Genomic DNA, 21,303 nt, shown 5'->3' with positions numbered 1-21,303 from the left:
ACTCTTCTCCTTAGATTCGAGCCGCCATCTGCGCCATGGCAGGGGCTGATGCGGGTATGGCGATCTCTTCGGCGGTGACGTAGCCTTCCCACCACTGCGCGACCGCCGCAAACTGTTCGAGGACGCCCGCGAACTCGCCGCCCTGGACGCTGTCCGGGTCCAGCTCGCGCACGAGGAGCAGGCCCCCTTCCTCACCCCCCATGCCGATACGGGCGCCCCCGGTGTCGCGCCACAGCGTGTTGTAGGACAGCGCAGTCTTGTGCACCTGGGCCGCGCGGCCCTCCGGCGGCGTGCCGATGTCGGCGCTCAGGACGAGGCGCGCGGGCTCCTCGGCCCATTCGGCGAGGATGAGAACGGTGACCTCGCTCTCAAAGGCAAGGGTCCAGGTGGAATCGTCATCCCGGACGATGACCGAAAGGTTCTCGGCATCGGGACCGACCTCGCCGAGGCGCTGGCTGATGTACTGGGGATCGAAATGAAAGCTCACAAGCGTGACTCCGGCAGTGAAACGGTGCACCCCCCTTCAAAAAGGGGTACTGCTGCCTGAGTAACGCGAAAGACTCCAGGGTTCCAGGAGCCGTCAGCCCATCAATCCGTCAAAGGCTGCGCCAGAAGTCGATCAGCAACTGCGCGAACTCCACCGGCCGCTCGACCGCGCTGAGGTGCGCGGCATCGATGCGGGCCAGCTTCGCGCCGGGAATCGCCTCCGCGATGGCCTCGGACATCGAGGGCGGCGTCGCCTCGTCCCGGTCGCCGGCAATCACCAGCGACGGCGTCCGGATGCTTCGGTTGCTTTCGCGAAAGTCGATGGCCGCCACGGCCTCGCAGCTGGCGATATAGCCGGCCGCGTCGGTGGCAGCCAGCGTTGCGTGCAGCCGGCGCGCGGCTTCCGTGCCCTCCGGCGTGGTCGCATAGGCGGGTGTGAGCCAGCGCGCGACTGCCCCCGTCGCAATAGCCGCCACACCCTGCGCCTGCACCGTCTCGACGCGCGTGCGCCACGGTGCGCGGTCGGGGTAGTACGCCGAAGAGTTCGCGATCACCACGCTGCGCAGCAACTGCGGGTGCTTCGGCGCGAGCGCCTGTGCCGTCATGCCGCCCATCGACAGGCCGACGAAATGCACGGGCTCGCCCCCGGCCTCGCGCCCGATCAGCGCGGCCGCGTCGTCGGCCAACGCCTGCATCGTGACGGGGCCCGGCACCACCTCCGAGCCGCCATGGTTGCGATGGTCGTAGCGCAGCACCGTGTGGGCCCGCGCCAGCACCTCGGCCACGCCATCCCACATGTGCAGGTCGCAGCCGAGAGCATGGCTCAATACGACGATGGGCCCCTCGCCCTCGCGCAGCACGTTCAGTCGACTCATGCCATGTCTTCCTTCTTGCCTTCTTCCTGGAGCAGGCCCTTCTCGCGAAGGATGCCCGTGGCGATCCCGAAGGCATGGTTGGCCACCGGCACGCCGCAGTAGATGGCGGCCATCATGATCACTTCCTTGATTTCCTCGGGCGTCAGCCGCGACTCGGGCGGGCCGTCGAGCGCCGCGCGCATGTGCATCGCGAACTCCTCGTAGGCATGCGTGCCCAGCATCATCGACAGCACCATGAAGCGCCGCGTCTTGTCGCCCAGCGCCGGGCGGCCCCAGATGTCGTTCCACGCGTGGCGCGTGATCAGTTCCTGGAACTCGCTGTTGAAGGCGTTGCGGTTGGCCAGGGACTTGTCGACCCAGGCATCGCCGAGGATGCGGCGGCGGTTGAGGAGGCCGGCTTCGTAGTCGCCGGCAGGCGGGGAGGATGCGGTCATCGTTGCGTGTTCCGTTCGTTGAGCTGGTCCTGCAGGACATGCACCTGCTCCAGCGCGATGGTGGAGGCCGCGCCGGCCATGGCCGGATCGAACCATTCGTCTGCGGCCTCGCCCGGCAGCTCGGCGCGCAGCCGCTCGATGTTGCCACGCATGCGCGCGGCATCGATCTGCAGGCCGGGCAAGGCCCCGGCCAAGGCGCGCACGCTGCCGTGGGCGCACATCAGCAGTTGCGGCCACTCGCCCAGCTCGGCCTGCCAGGCGCCCAATGCGCGCTCGTGCTCCTGCGGCATCGCGCCCAGCAGCGCGGCAACGCGTTGCGGTGCGCGCTGCGCGGCAGCCAAGGCGACCATCGAGGCCACCGGATTGCGCTTGTGCGGCATGGCGGAGGAGCCGCCCCTGCCGGGTTCGCTGGGCTCGGCCACTTCGCCGACCTCGTATTGGCCCATGAGGGCGATGTCTTTCGCGATCTTCCCGAGGCTGCCGACCATCAGGCCCAGCTCGCAGCCGAGCGCGACCCATTCGTCGCGCTGCGTGTGCCAAGTCTGGCCGGGATCGCCCAGGCCCAGGTCCCGCGCCATGCGGCGGCGCACCGCCGGCCCCTGCCCTTTCATTTGCGCGAGCGTCCCGACGGCGCCACCGAGCTGGACGTTGAGCGCGCGGCGCGCCGCCTCGGACAGCCGCGCCTGCCTGCGCACCAGCGGTGCGGCCCAGCCCGCGCACTTGAGGCCGAAGCTGGTCACCGAAGCCGGCTGCATCAAGGTGCGCGCGAGGATCGGGGTGGCCGCGTGCTGCTTCGCGTGCACCAGCAGCGCCTGCGCGGCCTTGCGCAGGTCCGCTTCGACCAGCGCCACGGCCTCGCGCGTGACCAGGGCCATCGCGCTGTCGATCACGTCCTGGCTGGTGCTGCCGAAATGCACGAATGGCACGGCATCGGCATTGAAGAGCCCGACCGCCTCCTTGAGGCTCTTGACCAGCGGAATCGCGACGCTGCCGGCGCGCCCGCTCTCGCGCACGATCTTGGCAACGTCGAAGAGCTCGACCTTGCAGCTCCCGACGATGGAGCGCGCGGCCGAATCGGGAATCAGGCCCTCGGCCGCCTGCGCATTCGCCAGCGCGGACTCGAAGCGCAGCATGGCGGCGACGAACGCGTGGTCGCTGAAGACGGCCAGGGTTTCGGAAGTGGAGAGGAAGCCCTCAAAGATACTCATGGTCGGCAAGCCGGGGTGTGCGTTTCATTTCAATAAGCCACCCGCGCAGTCGCCCGCAGCTCGTCCGGCGTGGCGCTGCCGTAGCCGAAGAACTCGAGGTAGGCGGGGATCATTTCGAACAGCATGTCGGTGCCGACCTGGACCGCACAGCCCTTGTCGCGGGCCGCACGCAGGAGCGGCGTGTACTCGGATTTCATCACGACCTCGCCGACGAAGGTCGAGGGTGCGATCCGCTCGACATCGAAGGGTAGCGGATCGTCCACCTTCATGCCCAGCGGAGTGGCATTGACCACCAGGTCGTGCCCCGCCGGGTCCTTGGAGCCGGTAGCCACGCGCAGCGCGGGGTAGTGCGCCTTCAGCCGTTCGCCAAGCGCCTCGGCCGACTCGGCGCGCGTGTCGAAGACCGAGAGCTCGGCCACCCCGGCCTCGGCCAGCGAAGCCGCGATGGCTGAGCCCACGCCCCCGCTCCCCGAGACCAGCACACGCGCGCCTTCCAGCCTGCAGCCCTTGCGCTGCACGCCGCGCACGAAGCCGGCGCCGTCGAACTGGTCGCCGACCAGCCGGCCGTCCGCGTCCTTGCGCACCGCGTTGCAGGCGCCCGCGATCTTCGCCGCCGGCGTGAGCGTGTCGACCAGCGCCATGGTCGTGACCTTGTGCGGCATGGTCACCAGCGCGCCGCGGATGTTGCTCATGCGGAACAGCAAGGGAAAGAAGGCCTCGTAGTCGTCGGGCTTCACGCCCATGGGCACGACGAGCGCATCGATGCCGCGCGCCTCGAACCAGGGGTTGTAGATCATCGGCGCCTTGAAGCTCTCGGTCGGATAGCCGACGTGCGCGATGAGGGTTGTCTTGCCGGAGATGGTCATCATGTGTGCGAAGCTCATGTTTTCTTGTCAGCTACGCGCCGATGACGGACTCGCCAATCCAGCGTGCGCTCTTCATGCCGCGTTGCGCAACCACCATGGGGTCGGAATTCACGTAGTCGTCGTTGAACACCTCGAAGGTGTAGTGGCCGCGGTAGCCCTTCTGCTCGAGCAGCTGCACCAGGTCGCGCACGTCGTGCAGGCCTTCGCCCGGGAACAGGCGCTGGTGGCGCGCCAGCTCGATCATGTCGGCCTGCCGGTCGCTGTACTCGAAAAAATAGTCGGCCAATTGCACCAGGAAGATCTTGTCGACCGGCACCTGGGCCAGTTGCGCCAGCGTCTCGGGCGTGTCGTCGCCGTGCACCGACATGTGGAAGCTGTCGAGGTTCAGGCCCACGTTCTGGCGATTGCAGCGCCGCACGATATCCCAGGCCTGGTGCCAGCGGTTCACATGGCGGCCCCACGACAGCGCCTCGTAGCAGATGCGGATGCCCAGCGGCGTTGCCAGCGTGGCGAGCGTGCGCAGGTCCTCGGCCGCGCGCTCGGGGTCGTCGATGGCCAGCGGCGACGTGGTGGAACACACCAGCAGCAGATCGGTGCCGACCAACGCCATCTGGCGCAGTTGCTCGCGCGCCATTTCGAGGCGGTGCGGGCGCATGGCCTCCGGTGCGCATTCGAAATCGCGAAGCGGCTGGAAGTCCGTGACCTTGAGGCCGCTGGCCTTCACCAGCTCGGCCGCCTTCTCGACCCCGGCCGGATGGGCGATCAGGTCGCGCGCCCACAGTTCGACGCCTGCGAAGCCCGCAGCCTTCATGCATTCCAGCTTGTGGCCCAGGTCGCCGCCCATCGTGACGGTGTTGAAGCCGAAGCGGTCGATGGAGATGGCCATGGTGCAAGGGGCGCGGTGCTCAAGCCACGCTGTCGGAGTGATACCGCTGGGGCGAGTCGATCTCCGCCGCCATCGCCTGGGGATAGATCAGCTCGCGCAGGAAGCGCGCGTCCTCGCGCACCCCATGCGCCGCGGCTGCGCGACCGAAGAAATCGAGGTAGTACGGCATCTGCTGGATCAGCATCTCGAAGCCGGCCTGGGCGTTGAGGCCGCGGGCGCGGGCCGCGCGCACCAGCGGCGTCGGCTGGTTGCGCAGCAGGATGTCGAACAGCGCCGCGTGCGCGTCCAGGCGCGCCACGTCGACCGGAAGAGCGTCGTCCTCTTTCAGGCCCAGCGGCGTGGCGTTGATGACGAGGTCGTAGCCCGCAGGGTCGCTGCTGTCGACCGCGACCGTGGTGGCGTCGAAGAAGGCGTCGAGCTTGGCGGCGACACCCGCGGCCTTGCCGGCCGAGATGTCGTGGAAGGCGATGTGCTCGGCACCGTCGACCGTGCCGCCCTCGGCCAGCGCGACGCCGATGGCCGCCGCGCTGACGCCGGCGCCCAGGATCAGCACACGCTTGCCGCGGAACGGGATGTTGTAGTGGTCCAGCGCACCCACCAGGCCTTCGCCGTCGAACAGGTCGCCCTCGAGCTCGCCGTTGGCGATGCGCTTGACCACGTTGACCGAGCCAGCCACCCGGCCGAACAGGCCCGCGCCATCGAGCAGGTCCACTGCCAGCGGCTTGTGCGGCGGCGCGATCACCATGCCGCGCACGTTCTTCGCGAGGAAGGCCGCCTTGACGAAGACGGCGAAGTCGCGCGTCGCGACCTGCACCGGCGCCATCACGGCGTCGATGCCGAAGCGCTCGAAGACGGCGTTGAACATGCGCGGCAGGCGCACGTTGGTCACCGGATCGCCCGGGATCAGGTAAAGGTCGGTGCTGCCTGCGATGGAAGGAAACATGGCTGGGTCTGGCTCGCTGTGGTTCGGCTATCGCGCAAATTACCGTGGAGCGCCGCTAATGTACGGCGCCGGCTTGCACAACCCAAGGGGAAGACCGCAGAATGGCGCGATCATCACCCGAGCACGATCGATCATCGAACGAATCCAGGGTTTGTCCCCAATGACCACTGACGACCCAGATGCCTCCCCTGCCCTCGCCGGACTCGACAAGCGCGACTGGATTGCAGGCCTCGAACGCGGCGTATCGATCATCGAGGCGTTCGACGATGCCCATCCGCGGATGACGGCAAGCGAGGCGGGCCAGCGAACCGGCATGACGCGCACGGCCGCCCGGCGCTACCTTCTCACGCTGCAGCACATGGGCTACGTGGCGGGCGACGGGAAGCTGTTCTGGCTGACGCCGCGGGTGCTTCGCCTGGGCCAGTCGTACCTGGAATCGGCTCGGCTCCCGCGCATCGTGCAGCCCTTCCTGCAGCGCGTGGCGGCCGGTACGCATGAAATCGCCTACCTCAGCGTGATGGACGGCGACGAGGTGGTCTACATCGCACGCAACGGCCCCAACCGCAGCATGAGCACAGGCTACGTCCTCGGCGCCCGGGTGCCAGCGCAGGTCACTGCATCGGGCATGTTGATGCTGGCGATGCGCAGCGACGAGGAGCGCAGCCTGTGGCTGACCACGCACGAGCTCACCGTCTTCACCTCGCACACCATTGCCAGCAAGGAGCGCATGAAGCTGGAGCTTGCACGCATCCGCGCGCAAGGCTGGGCGCTGTCGGAGCAGCAACTCGACCTCAACTCGCGCGGCATCGCGGTGCCGCTGCGCGATCGGCGCGGGGAACTGGTGGGCGCGCTCAACATCACCATGCCGATGGGCCACGAAAGCAGCGAGGACGCGGTCGCCCGCGTGCTCCCGGTCTTGCGCGAAACGGCGCAGGCGATGCGCAATCTGATCTGAGCGAAGTATCCGCATCCTGAAGGCGCGGCGCAGATTCGGCGACGTTCACGTTGCCGACCGTAGCTCGGAGTGATGGCTCTGCAAGAAAGCGCGCGCCTGACATTCTGTAGCCTCGGTAGCGCTCGGGAATCGACATGCGCGTACGCCGGCAACGAGGAATCCGCAAACGGTTCAGCGACAAAAGACCAGATTCGCTTCGACCCGATCGGCCCCAGAATCCGGCCCTTCGACGGGAGCCGGGCTGCAGCGCTGAAGCGTTGGCTCGGCCTCCCCACCGGTTCGAGGCGTATGAAAACCACAAAGAAGACACAGGCGATGGCCAACAACATTCAGCGGCGCCATGAACTCGAGGGCGATGGACTTGTGCTCGATTTCAGGAATCTCACGGCAGAGAATCAAGAACTGCTGATAGACAACGTTCTTGATCATTTCTCGCCTGACGAAAGAGCCAGGATCTTCATCCTGCGCAGCGAGAGCTAGAACGCGATACGCGACATCATCACCTCGAGATCACGTCGCGTCCTATCGGTGGGGGTTCAGCCAAGCGCCTTTGCCAGCCGCGCATCCGCCAGTGTCTTCTCCCGCATCCGCTCATAGTCGGGCTTCGGCACTGCGACCGCTTCTGCATTGCCAAGATCATTCATGGGGATGCGATAGGTTTCCCTCGCACTCAGTGCGGCAATCGCCGCGATGACAGTAATGCCGAAGGCCAGCGAGCCGACGATGAGCGGGATGTTGGCCGCACCGGGAGGCGCGACAGTGGCGAACAGTGCCGGCAGCATCGCGGTGATGGCCGTGCCGATGTTCTGCGAGATCGCCATGGCCGAGACGCGCGTTCGGGTCGGGAACAGTTCAGGGTAGAAGCTCGGGAACACCGCGTTGTAGCCCTGGTAGACCACGCCCCACATCAGGAGCGACATGCAGATCGCCAGCGGCACGCTCCTGATGCTGATCGCATAGAGATAGCCGAAGGCCAGCAGGCCCGAAGCCAGCGCGCCGAAGACGATGGGCGGCTTGCGGCCGATCCGGTCCGAAAGGTTGCCGACGTAGGGAATCACCACCACCGCGAGGATGTTGCCGAGCACTGGAATCCACAGGTAGATGTCTTTCGCAAAGCCGATGCCGTAGGCGGACTGCACGGCATAGGCCGCACCGAAGATGGTGGCGATCACCGGGATCACGTTCATCAGCGACATCGCGACCACGCGCAGCATGTCCTTCCAGCTGTACTTGAAAGCGTCGACGATCGGTGAGCGCGGGCGCTGCTGCTTCTGCCCCTCCTCTGCGAAAGCAGGCGTCTCCTCCACCTCGCGTCGGATGATGTAGCCCGCGACGATCACGACAAAGCTCAACAGGAACGGAATGCGCCAGCCCCAGCTGTTGAAGGCTTGCTCCGGCATGTAGTGCGCGAGCGGCAGGAACACCGCCGCGGCCAGGATCTGCCCGGCTTGCACGCCCTGCAGCGTGAAGCTGGCGAAGAAGCCGCGCCGGCCAAAGGGCGCGTGCTCCAGGATCATGGAGCTGGCGCCCGAGATCTCGCCCGCCACCGCGAAGCCCTGCACCAGGCGGCAGATCACCAGCAGCGCCGGCGCCAGCAGGCCAACCTGGTCATACGTCGGCAGCAGGCCGACCGCAATGGTCGAGAAGCCCATCAGGAACATGCACAGGATCAGCACCTGCTTGCGGCCGTGGGTGTCGCCCCAGTGACCCAGGAAGAAGGCGCCGATCGGCCGCGCCACGTATCCCACCCCATAGGTCGCGAGCGAGGCAACGATGGCGATCTTCGGATCGCCCTTGGGAAAGAAGATCTGCGGAAAGATCAGCGAGGCCGCCGTGGCGTAGATGAAGAAGTCGTAGTACTCGAGGGCCGAGCCGATCCAACCGCTGGCTGCGGCCTTTTTCGACTGGTGCCGCCCGGGGGGCTCGTGCGCCTGGGAAGTGCTCATGGGTGTCTCCGTTGAATGTGGCAAGCGACTGTAGGTCTGCAGCCGAGCCGCCAACAACGGGCGAACGCCCTGACTGATCGATCATCGATCAGTCACGTTCGAACTTCGCGCGGAACCGGGGTTTGTCCCTGGGTTCCAGACGCTGCGTGCGCCAAGCGCATGCGCTGCCGACCGCCGCCAACAGGGTCGCAACGCCGAACATCGCCACATAGCCGAAGCGCTGCGCGATCGCGCCGCCGGCCAGCACGCCCAGCACGCCCCCGAAGCCGTAGCCGATCACGGTGAAGAGCGCCTGCCCGCGCCCGCGCAGCCGCCCGGGAAAATGGCGCGACACCATCGCGATGCAGGTCGTGTGGTGGGCGGCGAAGGACAGGGCATGCAGCAGTTGCGCCGCCGCCAGTGCCCAGAGCCACGGCCCGCAGCCCGCCGTGATCCCCAACCGAAGCACCGCCGCCACGCCGCAGATCAGCAGCGAGCGCGGCATCGCGAAGCGGCCGAGCAGCCGGCCCTGCAGGGAGAACCAGGCGACCTCGGCGGCCACCGAGAGCGCCCACAGCAGGCCGATCACGCCTTTGCCGTAGCCGAGCGAATCCAGGTAGAGCGACAGGAAGCCGTAGACCGCGAAATGCGCCATCACATGAAAGAACAGCGAGGCGAAGAACCAGCGCACCGCCGGGATGCGCAGTACCGGCCCGACCGGCTCCTTCTGCGCCGCGTGGGCCAGGGGCGCCTCGCGCGTGTCGGGCAGGCGCAAGGTCGCGATCAGGACGATGGCCAGGGTGCCGCCCGCCCAGGCCGGGAAATGGGCCATTCCGAAACGCTCGAACCACTCGCCCGCAACGAAGACAGTGACGAGGAAGCCAGCCGAGCCCCACAACCGGATGCGGCCGTACCGGCCCCAGTCCCCCGCCACGAGGTGAGCCATGGCCGCCTCGGTGAGCGACATCATCGAGCTGGTGTGGGTGAACGTCACCAGCAGCACCAGGCCCAGCCACCAGGCGCCGCCGTTCCACCACAAGCCCAACGAGGCGAAGAGCGCCACCGCCGCGCTGATGCGCAGCAGCAGCACGCGATGGCCCGTGTGATCGCTCAGCGCGCCCCAGGCGTAGGGCGCGAACACCCGCGTGATCGACTGCACCGAAGTCAGCAGGCTGATGGTGAAGATCGGCAGCCCCAGGCTCTGGAGCCAGAGCGGCAGGTACGGGTTGAAGAAGCCGATGTGGGCGAAGTAGCTTGCCGACAGGCCGGCGAACGCCAGCAGATGGCCGCGGCCGCCCGCAGGAGACTCCGGCCCGGCCACTAGAGGAAGGACGCCTGTGGCGACGTTCCTTCGGCGGCAGACTGGCCCGGATCGGGCGCCCCGATCACGTCGCCGCACTGGGCGCGGTTGCGCAGCGCGTGTTCCATCACGACCAGCGCCAGCATGGCCTCTGCGATGGGCGTCGCACGGATGCCGACACAGGGATCGTGCCGCCCCTTGGTGACCACCTCGACCGGCTGGTTGTTGATGTCCACCGACTGGCGCGGGCTGATGATCGAGCTGGTCGGCTTGATGGCGATGCTCACGTCCAGGTCCTGCCCGGTGGTGATGCCGCCGAGCACGCCGCCGGCGTTGTTGCTCTCGAAGCCGTCGGGCCTGATCGAGTCGCCATGCGTGGTGCCGCGCTGCGTGACGCTGGCGAAGCCGGCGCCGATCTCCACGCCCTTGACGGCGTTGATGCCCATCATGGCCCAGGCGATGTCGGCGTCCATCTTGTCGAACAGCGGCTCGCCGAGGCCCACCGGCACTTTCGAAGCCGTCACGCGGATGCGTGCGCCGCATGAATCGCCGGCCTTGCGCAGCGCGTCCATGTAGGCCTCGAGTCGGGAGACGTCAGCGGCTGGTGCAAAGAAGGGGTTGTTCGGCACATGGTCCCAGCTCTCGAAAGGGATCTCGATTTCTCCGATCTGGGCCATGCAGCCGCGAAACACGGTGCCGTATTTCTCGAACAGCCACTTCCTGGCGACCGCGCCCGCCGCCACCATGGGCGCGGTCAGGCGCGCCGAGGAACGGCCGCCGCCGCGCGGGTCGCGAATGCCGTACTTCTTCCAATACGTGAAGTCGGCGTGGCCAGGGCGGAACTGCTGCGCGATCTGGCCGTAATCCTTGCTGCGCTGGTCGGTGTTGCGGATCAGCAGCGCGATGGGCGTGCCGGTGGTCTTGCCCTCGTACACGCCGGAGAGGATCTGCACGATGTCCGGCTCGTTGCGCTGCGTCACGTGGCGGCTGGTGCCCGGGCGGCGCCGGTCGAGGTCGCCCTGGATGTCGGCTTCGGTGAGCGCCAGCCCAGGCGGGCAGCCGTCGATGACGCAGCCGATCGCGGGGCCGTGGGATTCGCCGAAATTGGTGACCGCGAAAAGGGTGCCGAAGGTGTTGCCGCTCATGGGCGGGGATTATCCGCGCAAGCTCAATCCTGGCGGGCGCCGAAGCGCTCCAGCAAGTCAAGGAAGGCCGCGGTCGCGCCGCGCTCTGCCTGCCGGACGGACGTCGGGTCCGCGACGCTTTCCCGCAACTGCAGGACGAAGTCGCGCCAGCGCGCCCCGACTCCCGCTTCGTCGCCGGGCTTCGCCAGGTAGCGCAACGGGTGCGGCGCGAGGCGGTCGCGCAGCCGGCGGTGGAGCACGACGCCGCCGAGCTGCGAACCTTCGACGACATAGGCCAGCCCCCATCCAAAGGCCGGCAAGGTGCGAGCGTCGGTCGGCCGACAGGCGACCTCGCGCTCAGGTGCGGAATCACGGGCATCCACGAGATCGAGCGCCAGGTCGGCGAGCTTGGCATCGATTCTCCGGGCCACCGCCTGCAGCCCCGCTACCCCGCTGGCAAGCAGGTCCCGCCGCAGCCCGAGGAGCCACGGCCGAAGCACCCGCAGGTGCGCCACGTAGTCATCGAGCGAGGCATCCTCGCGGGCGATCGGCAAACCATTGTCGAGCCGCTCATGCAGCGGCGCGGTGGCAGCCCGCAGCGCCTGCAGCACGTCGGTGCGCAGCGGCACGAGCAGGGACGAAGGGCGCTCTTCAGACACTCGCGATCAACTCCTTGACGCGCCTGGCCAGCACTTCCAGCTCGAAAGGCTTGCTCATCACCTGCATGCCCGGGTCGAGGTGTCCGTGGCTCACAACGGCGTTCTCCGCATAGCCGGTGATGAACAGCACCTTGAGCCCCGGGCGGGCAGTACGCGCGGCATCAGCGAGCTGGCGCCCGTTGATGCCGCCCGGCAGCCCGACATCGCTCACCAGGAGGTCGATGCGCTCATCGGACTGGAGCACGCGCAGCGCTTCGGGGCCATCGCCGGCTTCCAGCGTCGCGTAGCCCAGCCCCTGCATGACCTCGACGATCAACATGCGCAAAGCGGCTTCGTCGTCGACCACGAGCACTGTGTCGCCCTGATCGGCGCGCGGGCTCGCCGCCGGGAGCAGGCCACGCTCCTCGGGCTCAGCCGTACGCAGGTCCCGCGGCAGATAGACGCTGACCGTCGTCCCCTCGCCCGGCGCCGAATCGATGCGCACCTGTCCACCCGATTGCTTCGCAAAGCCGTACACCATCGACAAGCCCAGGCCAGTGCCCATGCCGATGGGCTTGGTCGTGAAGAAGGGATCGAAGGCGCGGGCCACCACGTCGGATGTCATGCCGACGCCGCTGTCGCTGACGCTCAGCGACACGTACTGGCCCGGTGCAAGATCGCGACCGGCCGCCGTGCGTGCATCGATCCACCGGTTCGCCGTCTCGATGGTGAGCTTGCCGCCCTCCGGCATCGCATCGCGCGCATTGATGCACAGGTTGAGCAATGCGCTCTCCAGCTGACCCGGGTCGGCATGCACATTCCAGACGCCGACGGCAGCCACGACGTCGAGCGAGATCTGCGGTCCCATCGTGCGGCGGATGAGTTCTTCCATGCCGGCCACCAGCCGGTCGAGGTTGAGCGGCTTGGGCTCCAGTGTCTGCCGGCGCGAAAACGCCAGCAGCCGATGCGTCAACGATGCTGCGCGCTTGACGGCACCTTGCGCCACTTCGAGGTAGCGGTCCACTTCGACAGTGCGGCCTTCCACGCCCTTGCGTCGCATCAGCTCGAGGCTGCCGGAAATGGCGGCCAGGAGGTTGTTGAAATCGTGTGCCAAGCCTCCGGTGAGCTGCCCGACGGCTTCGAGCTTCTGGCTCTGGCGCAGCTGCTCGCGTGCGGATTCGAGCTCGGAAGCACGCTCCTTCTGCTCGTTGATGTCGCGCGCCACGGTGTAGTACAAGCCCTCCTCCGGCACGATGGTCCAGGAGAGCCAGCGATAGTCGCCGGCACGCGTGCGGCAACGGCTCTCGAGGCCGCGCGTGCGCTGGCCGCGTGCAAGGCCTTCGAACTGGAGCTCGGCGGCGGGGAGGTCGTCGGGATGCAAGAGCTGGCGCAAGGGCGTGGCACGCAGTTCATCGCTGGTCCATCCAAGCACCGTCGTCCAGGCCGGGTTGACGCTTTCGAAGTAGCCATCGGGATTGGCGACGCCCAGGAGGTCTTCGCTCAGCGCCCAGATCCGGTCGCGCTCGCGCGTGCGCTCCTCCACCTGCCGTTCGAGCGAGGCCGCGAAAGCCTGCAGCTCCATCTGCGCCTCGCGCCGCGCCACCGCGGTGCGCACCCGCTCGCCGACTTCACGGACGTAGGCGAGCTCGTCGCCAGTCCATTCGCGCACGCCGCCGTGGTTCAGGTAGAGCAGCCCGACGAGGCCCTCGCGCTCCGTGAGGGGCATGTTCACGACGGCGCGCGCGCTGATCCCTTCCAGCGCCTCTGCCGTGCCACGCGTGCGCGGGTCCTCCCGGGCATCCGCAAAGGCCACGGTCACGCCGCGCCGCAGATCGTCGATATAGGAGCCGTAGTCCCTGAAGTTCAGCCTCCCGGCCAGGCTGGCGACACCGGGCGCGCACCAGTCGCGCTCGATGGTGATGGTTTCCGCGGCCTTGTTGACCACGCCGTATCCCGCACGGTCCACGTTCAGCATGCGGCCGAGCATTTCGGACGCGACGTAGGCGATCGCGCTCGGTTCATCGAGGTCGCGGATGCGATCGCCCAGTTCGATCAGCGCCAGGCGCCGCGCCTCGGCCTGCGCGAAGGCGGCATTCGCCTCGCGTAGCCTGTGCTGGGCCGCTTCCCTGGCCTGCCTGTCGGAGGACTCGCTCAAAGCGCGTTCCAGTACCAGCGGCAGACGCGCAAGGCGCCCCTTGCTCACGTAGTCGGTGGCGCCGCGCTTCAGCAGTTCGACCGCGTTGTCTTCCCCGATCACGCCGGAGACGAAGATGAACGGAACGCCCGGTGCGATCTGCTTTGCGATCTCGAGGGCGTGCGCGCCGCTGAAGCCGGGCAACTCGTAGTCGGACAGGATGAGCGTGGGCGTCTCCCGGCGCAGGGCGTCCGAAAAATGCCCCTCGGCGTTGACCACCGTGGCTTGCGCAGTGGGCTGTGCCAGGCGCACGGCCTCGAGCAGCAGCTCGGCGTCGAAGCGCGAGTCCTCGAGGATCAGGATCCGCAGGCTTGGGGCCGGCGGAGCACCGCTGTCATGAATCATGGCGCCTGGCCTTGAGCGACCCGGGCGGCGGCTCGTTGAGAACCGCCCAGAACACGCCGAGGTCTGCGATCGCAGACACGAACTGCTCGAACAGCACGGGCTTGACCACATAGGCATTGACGCCCAGTTCGTAGCTCTTCACGACGTCGGACTCTTCTTGCGAGGAGGTCAGCATCACGATCGGGATGCTGCGCAGTGCCGGATCGTCCCGCACTTCCTTGAGGACTTCGAGGCCAGTGACCTTGGGCAGCTTGAGGTCCAGCAGGATGACGGCAGGGTTCCCCAGGTCGCGGCCCGCGTAGTCGCCCTCGCGGCGGAGATAGTCCAGCGCCTGCGCACCATCCCGCAGGATCACCACGTCGTTCGCGAGCTGGCTGCGCTCCAGGGCAATCAGCGTGAGTTCGAGGTCGCGCTTGTCGTCTTCGACCAGCAGGATCGGCTTAAGCATTTCCTTCTCCATGTTCACCAGGGGCTGCGTCGTCGACGTGCGGCAGCAGGAAGCCGAAGGTCGCGCCCACGCCGACCTCGCCGCGGGCCCAGACCTCGCCGCCGTGGCGCTCGACAATGCGCTTCACGTTGGCGAGCCCGATGCCGGTGCCCTCGAAATCCTCTGCAGCGTGCAGCCGCTGGAAGACGCCGAAGAGCTTGTCCGCGTATTTCATCTGGAAGCCGACCCCGTTGTCCTCGACCTCCAGCCCTTCTCCCCGCGCGACGCGCACGCCCCGCACCACCACGCGCGCCGGATCCCGTCCGCGGGAGTACTTGATCGCGTTCGACAGGAGATTGCGCACGGCCACCTGCAGCAGAAGCGCATCGGCATGCAGCAGCGGCAGATCGGGCTCGACGATCCATTCCACCGGCCCCTGCTCGCCGCGCGACAGCTCCCGCACCAGGTCGGAGACCAGCATCGAGGTGTCGATCGACCGGCGCTTGAGCGACGCCCGGCCCATGCGCGAGAAATCGAGGAGCGAGTCGACCAGTTGCCCCGCAAACGCCGACGCCTCGCGGGCATGCGCGAGATAGCGCAAGGAGCGATCCGACAGCTTCTCGCCCTCCTGGCTCACGACCAGGTCGACGTAGCCCGAAATGTGGCGCATCGGGGCACGCAGGTCGTGCGACACCGTATAGGAAAAGGACTCGAGCTCCTTGTTCACCCGGGCCAGCTCGGTGGCGACTGCGGCCATCTCCTCGGCGCGCCGCAGCACGATCCCGATCAGCGCCTGCCGCAGCTCGGCAGCGGCACCCACTTCCGCGTCGGACCAGGCGATGGAGCGGCCGCGGATGTGCTCCACCCAACTCGCGAAGCTCAGGCGCGGATGGATCCGCCCGTCGGGGGCCGGGTTGACTGCCTTGCGCGGCTCGCCAGCCCAGGTCACCGTCTGGACGATCTCGGGTCGGAACCACAGGACCAGGTGGCGGTGCACCTGCGAGATCGAGATCGCCAGCACGCCGGCCGCCTTGGCCGCAAAGGCACCGGCCGCCGCGCAGTGCGCAGAGAGCGCATCGCTGTGATAGACCTCCGCGCCCGTGCCGACGATCCACTGCGAAAGCTCAAGGATCTGCGCCTTCTCGGGGGTCTCGCCGACCTGCCAGACCTCATCGTTCAGCACCACGGCCGCGCCCGCCGCACGCGCCACGCGCAGCATGGGCGAAGCCTCGCGCACCAGGTGTTGCAGGGTGGCGTCGCTCTCTGCGAGCTGGGCGACGATCTCCAGCGTGAGCTTGCGCAGTTCGAGCCGCTCGGCCACCGAGGCGGTTGCGTTGTTGGACTGGATCTGCAGCGCGAGCAGCTGTCCGAGATGCTCGCAGGCTCGCCGTGTCGGGATGCTCAGCGGCCGCGGCGCATGGTCATGGCACGAGATCAGGCCCCACAGGTGCCCATCGACCACGATCGAGACCGACGCAGAGGCCAGCGTGCCCATGTTGCGCATGTATTCCAGGTGGATCGGCGAGACGCTGCGCAGCTGCGACTGCGACAGGTCGACCTCGTGCGCAGCAAGGGATGCATCGGTGGTCTGCAGTGGCACGGGCCGGTAGTTGGCGTCGGCGATCAGCCGGAAGCGGTTCAGCAGATAGAGCTCGCGCGCCTGCTGGGGAATGTCGGAGGCAGGAAAGTGGTGGCCGGCATAGCTGTCGTAGCCCGCCTCGAGGACCTGCGCCAGCACCTCGCCATGCCCCGCTTCGTCGAAGCGATACAGCAGGCAGCGCCCGAATCCCGTCAGCCGCTTCATTTCGGCGACGGCGAGCCGGCTGACCTCCCCGATGGAGCTCGCCCGCTGAAGCTGCGGCAGGAACACCCGCATCAGCGAATAGACGGGCGCCTCGTTGCCCTCGGAGGGCAACGCCGGCTCGAACTCGGCGATCAGGTGGTCTGCGGTCCGATGGACAGAGGCATCGAACGTACCCTGTCCGGCAGCAACCACACCCAGCGACTGGGCGGGTGCGCCTTCAGGAAGGTCCTGCACGGGTCGCTTGCGCAGGAACTCGGCAGCCTCGTCGATGCTGTCGCCGTCCCAGTTCGCACTGAAGGCTGCGATGCGCAGCGTGTACGCATCCAGCACGAGCATGCGGCCATGAGGCTGGATGGCGCCCGGCACCCGGATCGGTTCGCGATCGCACGCGGCGAGATCGGCGTCTGGCGGGTTCGGGGTCGAGGCAGCGGCAATGGCGGCGGTGGCTTTCGGCATCTTTGAAGGCGGCCGATTTTGCCCCGCACCCGACTGGCTTTCGCGTGAGTCGTTTCCTACGCGCACTGCAAGTCGATGCGCCGGAATTCGATGGGATCTTGTCGAGGCACTCCGGCGGCTGGGACTCGGCATTGCCTTGAACATCGTTCGCGAATTGTTCGAAGTTTCAGTAATTCTTGAAATTACAGCAATCGTGAGCGACAATCGCGCGATGGCCGACACCACCCACCTCCCCGCTCTCAATCAACGCTTCGTCGCCCACTTCGGCGAGATGGGAAGCCGCTGGGGCATCAATCGCACTGTCGGACAGATCTATGCGCTGATCTTCATCTCCGAGCGCGCGCTCAATGCCGACGAGATCGCCGAGCTGCTGGAGTTCTCGCGCTCCAACGTGAGCATGGGGCTGAAGGAACTGCAGGCCTGGCGGCTGGTGCGCCTGCGGCACCTGCCTGGCGACCGCCGCGAGTACTTCGAGGCGCCGCAGGACGTGTGGGAGATCTTCCGCGTGCTGGCCGAGGAACGCCGCCGCCGCGAAATCGAGCCGACGCTCTCGATGCTGCGCAGCGCGCTGCTCGAGACGCCTTCCAGCGACGCGGAGCGCCACGCACAGGCACGCATGCGGCAGATGCACGAGCTGATCGATCGGCTCATGACCTGGTTCGACGATGTCCAGAAGCTGGCGCCCGAGACCGCGATGCAGCTGATGGGCATGGGTGCCAAGGTGACCAAGGTGCTCGAGTTCAAGGATCGCCTCGCGGGCAGGACGGCACGCCCCTCGCCGGCCGCGCCGAAACCCGCGAAGCTACGGAACCATAAAGATTGAGAAGGACTGAACCATGGACTTCGACACTCTTCTCCTGTCGCGCATCCAGTTCGCGGCCAACATCAGCTTCCACATCCTGTTCCCCACCATCAACATCGCGCTCGGCTGGGTGCTGGTGTTCTTCAGGGTGCGGACCATCGCCGCAAAGGGCACGCCCGGCGCCGCGCAATGGGAGGCCGCCTACTACTTCTGGACCAAGGTGTTCGCGCTGAGCTTCGCGCTCGGGGTGGTTTCCGGCATCACGATGAGCTTCCAGTTCGGCACCAACTGGCCGGGCTACATGGAAAGGGCGGGCAACATTGCCGGCCCGCTGCTGGGCTATGAGGTGCTCACCGCCTTCTTCCTGGAGGCCACCTTCCTGGGCATCATGCTGTTCGGCCGTGACCGGGTGTCGGAGCGCGTGCACCTCCTGGCCAGCCTGATGGTGGCCGGTGGCACCACGCTCTCCGCCTTCTGGATCCTGGCGCTCAACTCGTGGATGCAGACGCCCAGCGGCTACGAGATCATCGAGGGGCGCTTTCACGTGCTGAGCTGGTGGGACGTGATCTTCAGTCCCTCCTTCCCCTACCGCCTTGCGCACAAGCTGCTGGCTTCCACGCTCACGGCGTCCTTCCTCGTCGCCGGCCTGAGTGCCTGGCAACTGCTGCGCGGCACCCCGAACGGGGGCACGCGCAAGGCACTCCGCGCAGCCGTCGGCCTGGCTGCGATCGCGATTCCGCTGCAGATCTTCATGGGCGACCTGCACGGCCTGAACACGCTGCACCATCAGCCCGCGAAGATCGCCGCGATCGAAGGCGTGTGGCACACCGAGAAGAGCGCACCGCTCACCCTGTTCGGCTGGCCCAACGAGAAGGAAGGCCGCACCGACTATGCCATCCAGGTGCCCAAGCTCGCCAGCCTCATCCTCGCGCACGACATCAATGCCGAGATCAAGGGCCTCGATGAATTCCCGAACGCCCATCCGCCCGTGGCGCCGGTGTTCTGGAGCTTCCGCGTGATGGTGGGCATGGGCGTGCTGATGCTCGTTGTTTCCTGGTCTGCCGCCTGGACGCTGCTGCGCCGCAGGCGAGACGGTGCCGAGGCGCCGGAGCCGCGCCCGCTGCTGTGGACGCTGGCCGCCATGACCTTCTCGGGCTGGGTCGCGACGCTGGCCGGCTGGTACGTGACCGAGATCGGCCGGCAACCCTTCATCGTGTACGGCCTGCTGCGCACTGCCGATGTGGTGGCAGTGCATCCGCCGGCCCTGGTGGGAAGCACCCTCGTTGCCTGGCTGCTGCTCTACGTCGTCCTCCTGCTCTCGTACGTGGCGGTGCTCAAGTACATGGCCGAACACCCGGCGTCACCAGCGCCCGAAGCGCCATTGCCTGTAACCACCCGAGCCGGCTCCGCCGCGCTGGAAGGCTGACATGAACGCGCTGAACTGGGCCACCGTACTGCCCCTCCTCTTCATGGCGGTGATGGGCCTGGCGCTCATGATCTACGTCGTGCTCGACGGCTACGACCTCGGCGTGGGCATCCTGCTGCCCTTCGCGAGCGATGACGAAAAGGACGTGATGGTGTCGAGCATCGGTCCCTTCTGGGACGCGAACGAGACCTGGCTGGTGCTCGGCATCGGCGTGCTGCTGATCTGCTTTCCGCTCGCGCACGGCGTGGTCCTGAGCGCGCTCTACCTGCCCGTGACGCTGATGCTGGTGGGCCTCACGCTGCGGGGCGTGTCCTTCGACTTCCGCGTGAAGGCGCGTGACGAACACAAGCGGGCCTGGAACAACGCGTTTTCCATCGGCTCGCTGCTGGCTGCGATGGCGCAGGGCTGGATGCTTGGCAGCTATCTGACGGGATTCAGCCACAGCGCCATGTCGCTGGCTTTCAGCCTGGGCATCGCGCTGACGCTGCCGACCGCCTACGCCATGCTCGGTGCCGGCTGGCTGATCATGAAGACAGGCGATGCACTGAAGCAGAAGGCGGTTGGCTGGGCCCGTGCCGTGCTGTGGCCGATGGGCGTCGCCCTGGTCGGCATCTCTGTCGCGACGCCGATCATCAGCCCGACCGTGTTCGACAAGTGGTTCAGCCTGCCGGAATTGCTGGGGCTGCTGCCGATTCCGCTGGCCTGCGGGGCGGCCTTCTTTGCGATCTTCCAGGTCATCTCCAAGCCGAGGGTGGTCGCGGCCGGCTACGGATGGGTGGTGTTCGCCGGCACGGTGCTGATCTTCCTGATGGCTTTCCTCGGGCTGGCCTACAGCATCTATCCGTACGTCGTCCTCGACCGCCTGACCGTGTGGCAGGCTGCGAGCTCCACCGAAGCGCTGGTCGTGATCGGCATCGGCGTGGCGATCACCCTGCCCGCCATCATCGTCTACACGATCTTCATGTACCGCGTGTTCTGGGGCCGCGCGCAGGCGCTGAGCTATGGCGCCACTGCGGCGCACGGCTCAGCCGCTTCCGGTCCCTGAGGCGCGCCGCAGGCCGCTGCTACGATCGGCCGAAGCAGCATCCGGGAGCGACATTGAGAGTTCTTTCCATCACGCCGACCTACTTTCCCCAGGTGGGAGGCATCGAGTCCGTGGTTCGCGAACTGGCAGTACGCACCTCGCGGGCTGACGTGCAGGTCGACGTGGCCCATGTCTCGGCCCAACTTGCCGAGCCCTCGGTGGACGTGGTCGACGGGCTGAAGGTGCACCGCGTGCCCGTGGCCGGCAACCGGCTCGCCGGCTATGCGCGCGATTTCGGCCGCCTCGCTGCCGGTTATGACCTGCTGCACGTGCATGACCCGCAGCTGATGATGCTCACCGGCAACGTGCTGCTGCAATGCAGGCACATCCCCGCCGTGCTGAGCACGCACGGCGGCTTCCGCCACACGACGCGGCACCAGGCAATCAAATGGCTGCACGAGCGCCTGCTGATGCGTTCCCTGCTGCGGCACTACCGCAAGATCCTCGCGACCAGCGAATCGGACACCGCGTACTTCAGCCAGTTCTCGGACCGCGTCGAGAAGTGCGAGAACGGCATCGCCTATGCCAAGTTCCAGCAGGGGCGGCTGACCGGCGCGCCCGATCCGGCGAAGTGGATCTACTGGGGCCGCTGGTCGCGCAACAAGCGCATCGACGCGGTGATCGACACGGTCGCCATGTCCCGCGACCAGGGCATCGCGATCGACCTGCTGATCGCCGGGCCCGACTTCGACAACCTCCGCGAATCGCTGCAGAACCAGATCCGGGCGTTGAAGCTGGACACCGCCGTGCGGCTGCATCCTTACATCGAGGACGCCGCGCTGATGCACGAGCTGCAGCAGCGCAGCGTGTTCGTCACCGGCAGCGAGTACGAAGGCTTCGGCGTCGGCATCCTCGAGGCCATGGCGGCCGGCAAGATCGTGCTGTGCCGCGACATCGCGCCGATCAACGGCTTCGTCGAGCGCGGCGTCAATGGCTTCTTTCTCGGCTTCGACAAGAGCGCGGCGGACGCCGCCGTGGTGCGCGAGATCGCGGGTCTCGACGGCAAGCGCTGCGCCGCCATGTCAGTGGCTGCCCAGCAGCGAGCCAAGCGCTACGACTGGGACGTGATCGCCCAGACCTTCTCGCGCCACTACCAGGACGCCCTGGCGACCGGTCGCTGAGCCT

General features: G+C 67.3%; 20 protein-coding genes. 6 read left to right on the top strand and 14 right to left on the bottom strand.

The annotated features are described in order from the left end of the window. Positions 1–10: 10 nt before the first annotated feature. From G3W89_RS13170 to G3W89_RS13140, 7 genes are all read right to left on the bottom strand, one after another. The gene (locus tag G3W89_RS13170) at positions 11–487 is read right to left on the bottom strand and encodes a type III secretion system chaperone (protein WP_162574500.1); all 477 of its coding nucleotides are present in this window, start codon (positions 485–487) and stop codon (positions 11–13) included. 109 nt (positions 488–596) lie between these two features. Beyond that, positions 597–1,361, bottom strand: coding sequence for an alpha/beta fold hydrolase (locus tag G3W89_RS13165; RefSeq protein ID WP_162574499.1), 765 nt, complete (start codon positions 1,359–1,361; stop codon positions 597–599). Continuing rightward, on the bottom strand, positions 1,358–1,795 hold the full coding sequence (locus G3W89_RS13160; protein ID WP_162574498.1) for a carboxymuconolactone decarboxylase family protein: 438 nt from the start codon (positions 1,793–1,795) through the stop codon (positions 1,358–1,360). Before G3W89_RS13160 ends, G3W89_RS13165 begins: the two co-directional genes overlap by 4 nt. Then, on the bottom strand, positions 1,792–3,003 hold the full coding sequence (gene pcaB, locus G3W89_RS13155; RefSeq protein WP_162574497.1) for a 3-carboxy-cis,cis-muconate cycloisomerase: 1,212 nt from the start codon (positions 3,001–3,003) through the stop codon (positions 1,792–1,794). Before pcaB ends, G3W89_RS13160 begins: the two co-directional genes overlap by 4 nt. 29 nt (positions 3,004–3,032) lie before the next feature. Continuing rightward, the gene (locus G3W89_RS13150) at positions 3,033–3,887 is read right to left on the bottom strand and encodes a shikimate dehydrogenase family protein (RefSeq protein WP_232076511.1); all 855 of its coding nucleotides are present in this window, start codon (positions 3,885–3,887) and stop codon (positions 3,033–3,035) included. A gap of 13 nt (positions 3,888–3,900) precedes the next feature. Next, a complete protein-coding gene (locus tag G3W89_RS13145) occupies positions 3,901–4,755 on the bottom strand; it encodes a sugar phosphate isomerase/epimerase family protein (RefSeq protein ID WP_162574496.1) in 855 nt (284 codons plus the stop codon). 19 nt (positions 4,756–4,774) lie between these two features. Then, positions 4,775–5,698, bottom strand: a complete 924-nt coding sequence (locus G3W89_RS13140) for a shikimate dehydrogenase family protein (RefSeq protein ID WP_162574495.1) — start codon at positions 5,696–5,698, stop codon at positions 4,775–4,777. 160 nt (positions 5,699–5,858) lie between these two features. Between G3W89_RS13140 and G3W89_RS13135 the strand changes: the two genes are divergently transcribed. Both G3W89_RS13135 and G3W89_RS13130 read left to right on the top strand, forming a co-directional pair. Continuing rightward, a complete protein-coding gene (locus tag G3W89_RS13135) occupies positions 5,859–6,653 on the top strand; it encodes an IclR family transcriptional regulator domain-containing protein (RefSeq protein WP_162574494.1) in 795 nt (264 codons plus the stop codon). A 72-nt stretch (positions 6,654–6,725) separates the two neighbouring features. Beyond that, the gene (locus G3W89_RS13130) at positions 6,726–7,133 is read left to right on the top strand and encodes a hypothetical protein (protein WP_162574493.1); all 408 of its coding nucleotides are present in this window, start codon (positions 6,726–6,728) and stop codon (positions 7,131–7,133) included. Between the two features lie 56 nt (positions 7,134–7,189). On the opposite strand, the gene G3W89_RS13125 is transcribed toward G3W89_RS13130, so the two are convergent. The 7 genes from G3W89_RS13125 to G3W89_RS13095 all read right to left on the bottom strand — a co-directional run bounded on the left by G3W89_RS13125 (position 7,190) and on the right by G3W89_RS13095 (position 16,866). Continuing rightward, positions 7,190–8,599 carry an MFS transporter gene (locus G3W89_RS13125; RefSeq protein ID WP_162574492.1) on the bottom strand — a complete coding sequence of 470 codons (1,410 nt, stop codon included), beginning with the start codon at positions 8,597–8,599 and terminating at the stop codon, positions 7,190–7,192. Positions 8,600–8,687: 88 nt separating this feature from the next. Continuing rightward, a complete protein-coding gene (locus G3W89_RS13120) occupies positions 8,688–9,899 on the bottom strand; it encodes an MFS transporter (RefSeq protein WP_162574491.1) in 1,212 nt (403 codons plus the stop codon). Beyond that, entirely contained in the window at positions 9,899–11,023 is a 1,125-nt protein-coding gene (gene aroC / locus G3W89_RS13115; RefSeq protein ID WP_162574490.1) for a chorismate synthase, read from the bottom strand. The genes G3W89_RS13120 and aroC overlap by 1 nt, the downstream gene beginning before the upstream one ends. A 23-nt stretch (positions 11,024–11,046) precedes the next feature. Then, complete coding sequence (locus G3W89_RS13110; RefSeq protein WP_232076509.1) at positions 11,047–11,661, bottom strand: biliverdin-producing heme oxygenase; 615 nt, start codon at positions 11,659–11,661, stop codon at positions 11,047–11,049. Beyond that, a complete protein-coding gene (locus G3W89_RS13105) occupies positions 11,654–14,179 on the bottom strand; it encodes a response regulator (protein WP_162574489.1) in 2,526 nt (841 codons plus the stop codon). Before G3W89_RS13105 ends, G3W89_RS13110 begins: the two co-directional genes overlap by 8 nt. After that, positions 14,169–14,627 carry a response regulator gene (locus tag G3W89_RS13100; protein WP_162574488.1) on the bottom strand — a complete coding sequence of 153 codons (459 nt, stop codon included), beginning with the start codon at positions 14,625–14,627 and terminating at the stop codon, positions 14,169–14,171. The genes G3W89_RS13105 and G3W89_RS13100 overlap by 11 nt, the downstream gene beginning before the upstream one ends. Then, positions 14,620–16,866 (bottom strand): ATP-binding protein, encoded by a 2,247-nt coding sequence (locus tag G3W89_RS13095; RefSeq protein ID WP_162574487.1) that lies wholly within the window; start codon positions 16,864–16,866, stop codon positions 14,620–14,622. The genes G3W89_RS13100 and G3W89_RS13095 overlap by 8 nt, the downstream gene beginning before the upstream one ends. Positions 16,867–17,077: 211 nt before the next feature. On the opposite strand from G3W89_RS13095, the gene G3W89_RS13090 reads away from it, so the two are divergent. Genes G3W89_RS13090 through G3W89_RS13075 form a run of 4 tightly spaced genes read left to right on the top strand, consistent with a single transcriptional unit; the run spans position 17,078 to position 21,299 of the window. Next, positions 17,078–17,689 (top strand): GbsR/MarR family transcriptional regulator, encoded by a 612-nt coding sequence (locus tag G3W89_RS13090; protein WP_162577459.1) that lies wholly within the window; start codon positions 17,078–17,080, stop codon positions 17,687–17,689. A gap of 13 nt (positions 17,690–17,702) precedes the next feature. Beyond that, positions 17,703–19,094: a cytochrome ubiquinol oxidase subunit I gene (locus tag G3W89_RS13085; RefSeq protein ID WP_162574486.1), complete on the top strand. Its 1,392-nt coding sequence runs from the start codon at positions 17,703–17,705 to the stop codon at positions 19,092–19,094. Between the two features lies 1 nt (position 19,095). Further along, a complete protein-coding gene (locus G3W89_RS13080) occupies positions 19,096–20,139 on the top strand; it encodes a cytochrome d ubiquinol oxidase subunit II (protein WP_162574485.1) in 1,044 nt (347 codons plus the stop codon). A gap of 53 nt (positions 20,140–20,192) precedes the next feature. Continuing rightward, positions 20,193–21,299 carry a glycosyltransferase family 4 protein gene (locus G3W89_RS13075; RefSeq protein WP_162574484.1) on the top strand — a complete coding sequence of 369 codons (1,107 nt, stop codon included), beginning with the start codon at positions 20,193–20,195 and terminating at the stop codon, positions 21,297–21,299. Positions 21,300–21,303: the final 4 nt, after the last annotated feature.

It is taken from the genome of Variovorax sp. PBL-H6 (assembly GCF_901827155.1).
GTDB lineage: Bacteria > Pseudomonadota > Gammaproteobacteria > Burkholderiales > Burkholderiaceae_C > Variovorax.
This window is presented reverse-complemented; position numbering and strand designations above follow the sequence as displayed.

Coding starts and splice junctions, on each gene's coding strand:
- G3W89_RS13080 (WP_162574485.1), top strand. CDS start 19,096: ATGAACGCGCTGAACTGGGCCACCGTACTGCCCCTCCTCTTCATGGCG.
- G3W89_RS13165 (WP_162574499.1), bottom strand. CDS start 1,361: ATGAGTCGACTGAACGTGCTGCGCGAGGGCGAGGGGCCCATCGTCGTA.
- G3W89_RS13130 (WP_162574493.1), top strand. CDS start 6,726: ATGGCTCTGCAAGAAAGCGCGCGCCTGACATTCTGTAGCCTCGGTAGC.
- G3W89_RS13095 (WP_162574487.1), bottom strand. CDS start 16,866: ATGCCGAAAGCCACCGCCGCCATTGCCGCTGCCTCGACCCCGAACCCG.
- G3W89_RS13100 (WP_162574488.1), bottom strand. CDS start 14,627: ATGCTTAAGCCGATCCTGCTGGTCGAAGACGACAAGCGCGACCTCGAA.
- G3W89_RS13125 (WP_162574492.1), bottom strand. CDS start 8,599: ATGAGCACTTCCCAGGCGCACGAGCCCCCCGGGCGGCACCAGTCGAAA.
- G3W89_RS13085 (WP_162574486.1), top strand. CDS start 17,703: ATGGACTTCGACACTCTTCTCCTGTCGCGCATCCAGTTCGCGGCCAAC.
- G3W89_RS13145 (WP_162574496.1), bottom strand. CDS start 4,755: ATGGCCATCTCCATCGACCGCTTCGGCTTCAACACCGTCACGATGGGC.
- G3W89_RS13150 (WP_232076511.1), bottom strand. CDS start 3,887: ATGAGCTTCGCACACATGATGACCATCTCCGGCAAGACAACCCTCATC.
- G3W89_RS13140 (WP_162574495.1), bottom strand. CDS start 5,698: ATGTTTCCTTCCATCGCAGGCAGCACCGACCTTTACCTGATCCCGGGC.
- pcaB (WP_162574497.1), bottom strand. CDS start 3,003: ATGAGTATCTTTGAGGGCTTCCTCTCCACTTCCGAAACCCTGGCCGTC.
- aroC (WP_162574490.1), bottom strand. CDS start 11,023: ATGAGCGGCAACACCTTCGGCACCCTTTTCGCGGTCACCAATTTCGGC.
- G3W89_RS13160 (WP_162574498.1), bottom strand. CDS start 1,795: ATGACCGCATCCTCCCCGCCTGCCGGCGACTACGAAGCCGGCCTCCTC.
- G3W89_RS13135 (WP_162574494.1), top strand. CDS start 5,859: ATGACCACTGACGACCCAGATGCCTCCCCTGCCCTCGCCGGACTCGAC.
- G3W89_RS13090 (WP_162577459.1), top strand. CDS start 17,078: ATGGCCGACACCACCCACCTCCCCGCTCTCAATCAACGCTTCGTCGCC.
- G3W89_RS13105 (WP_162574489.1), bottom strand. CDS start 14,179: ATGATTCATGACAGCGGTGCTCCGCCGGCCCCAAGCCTGCGGATCCTG.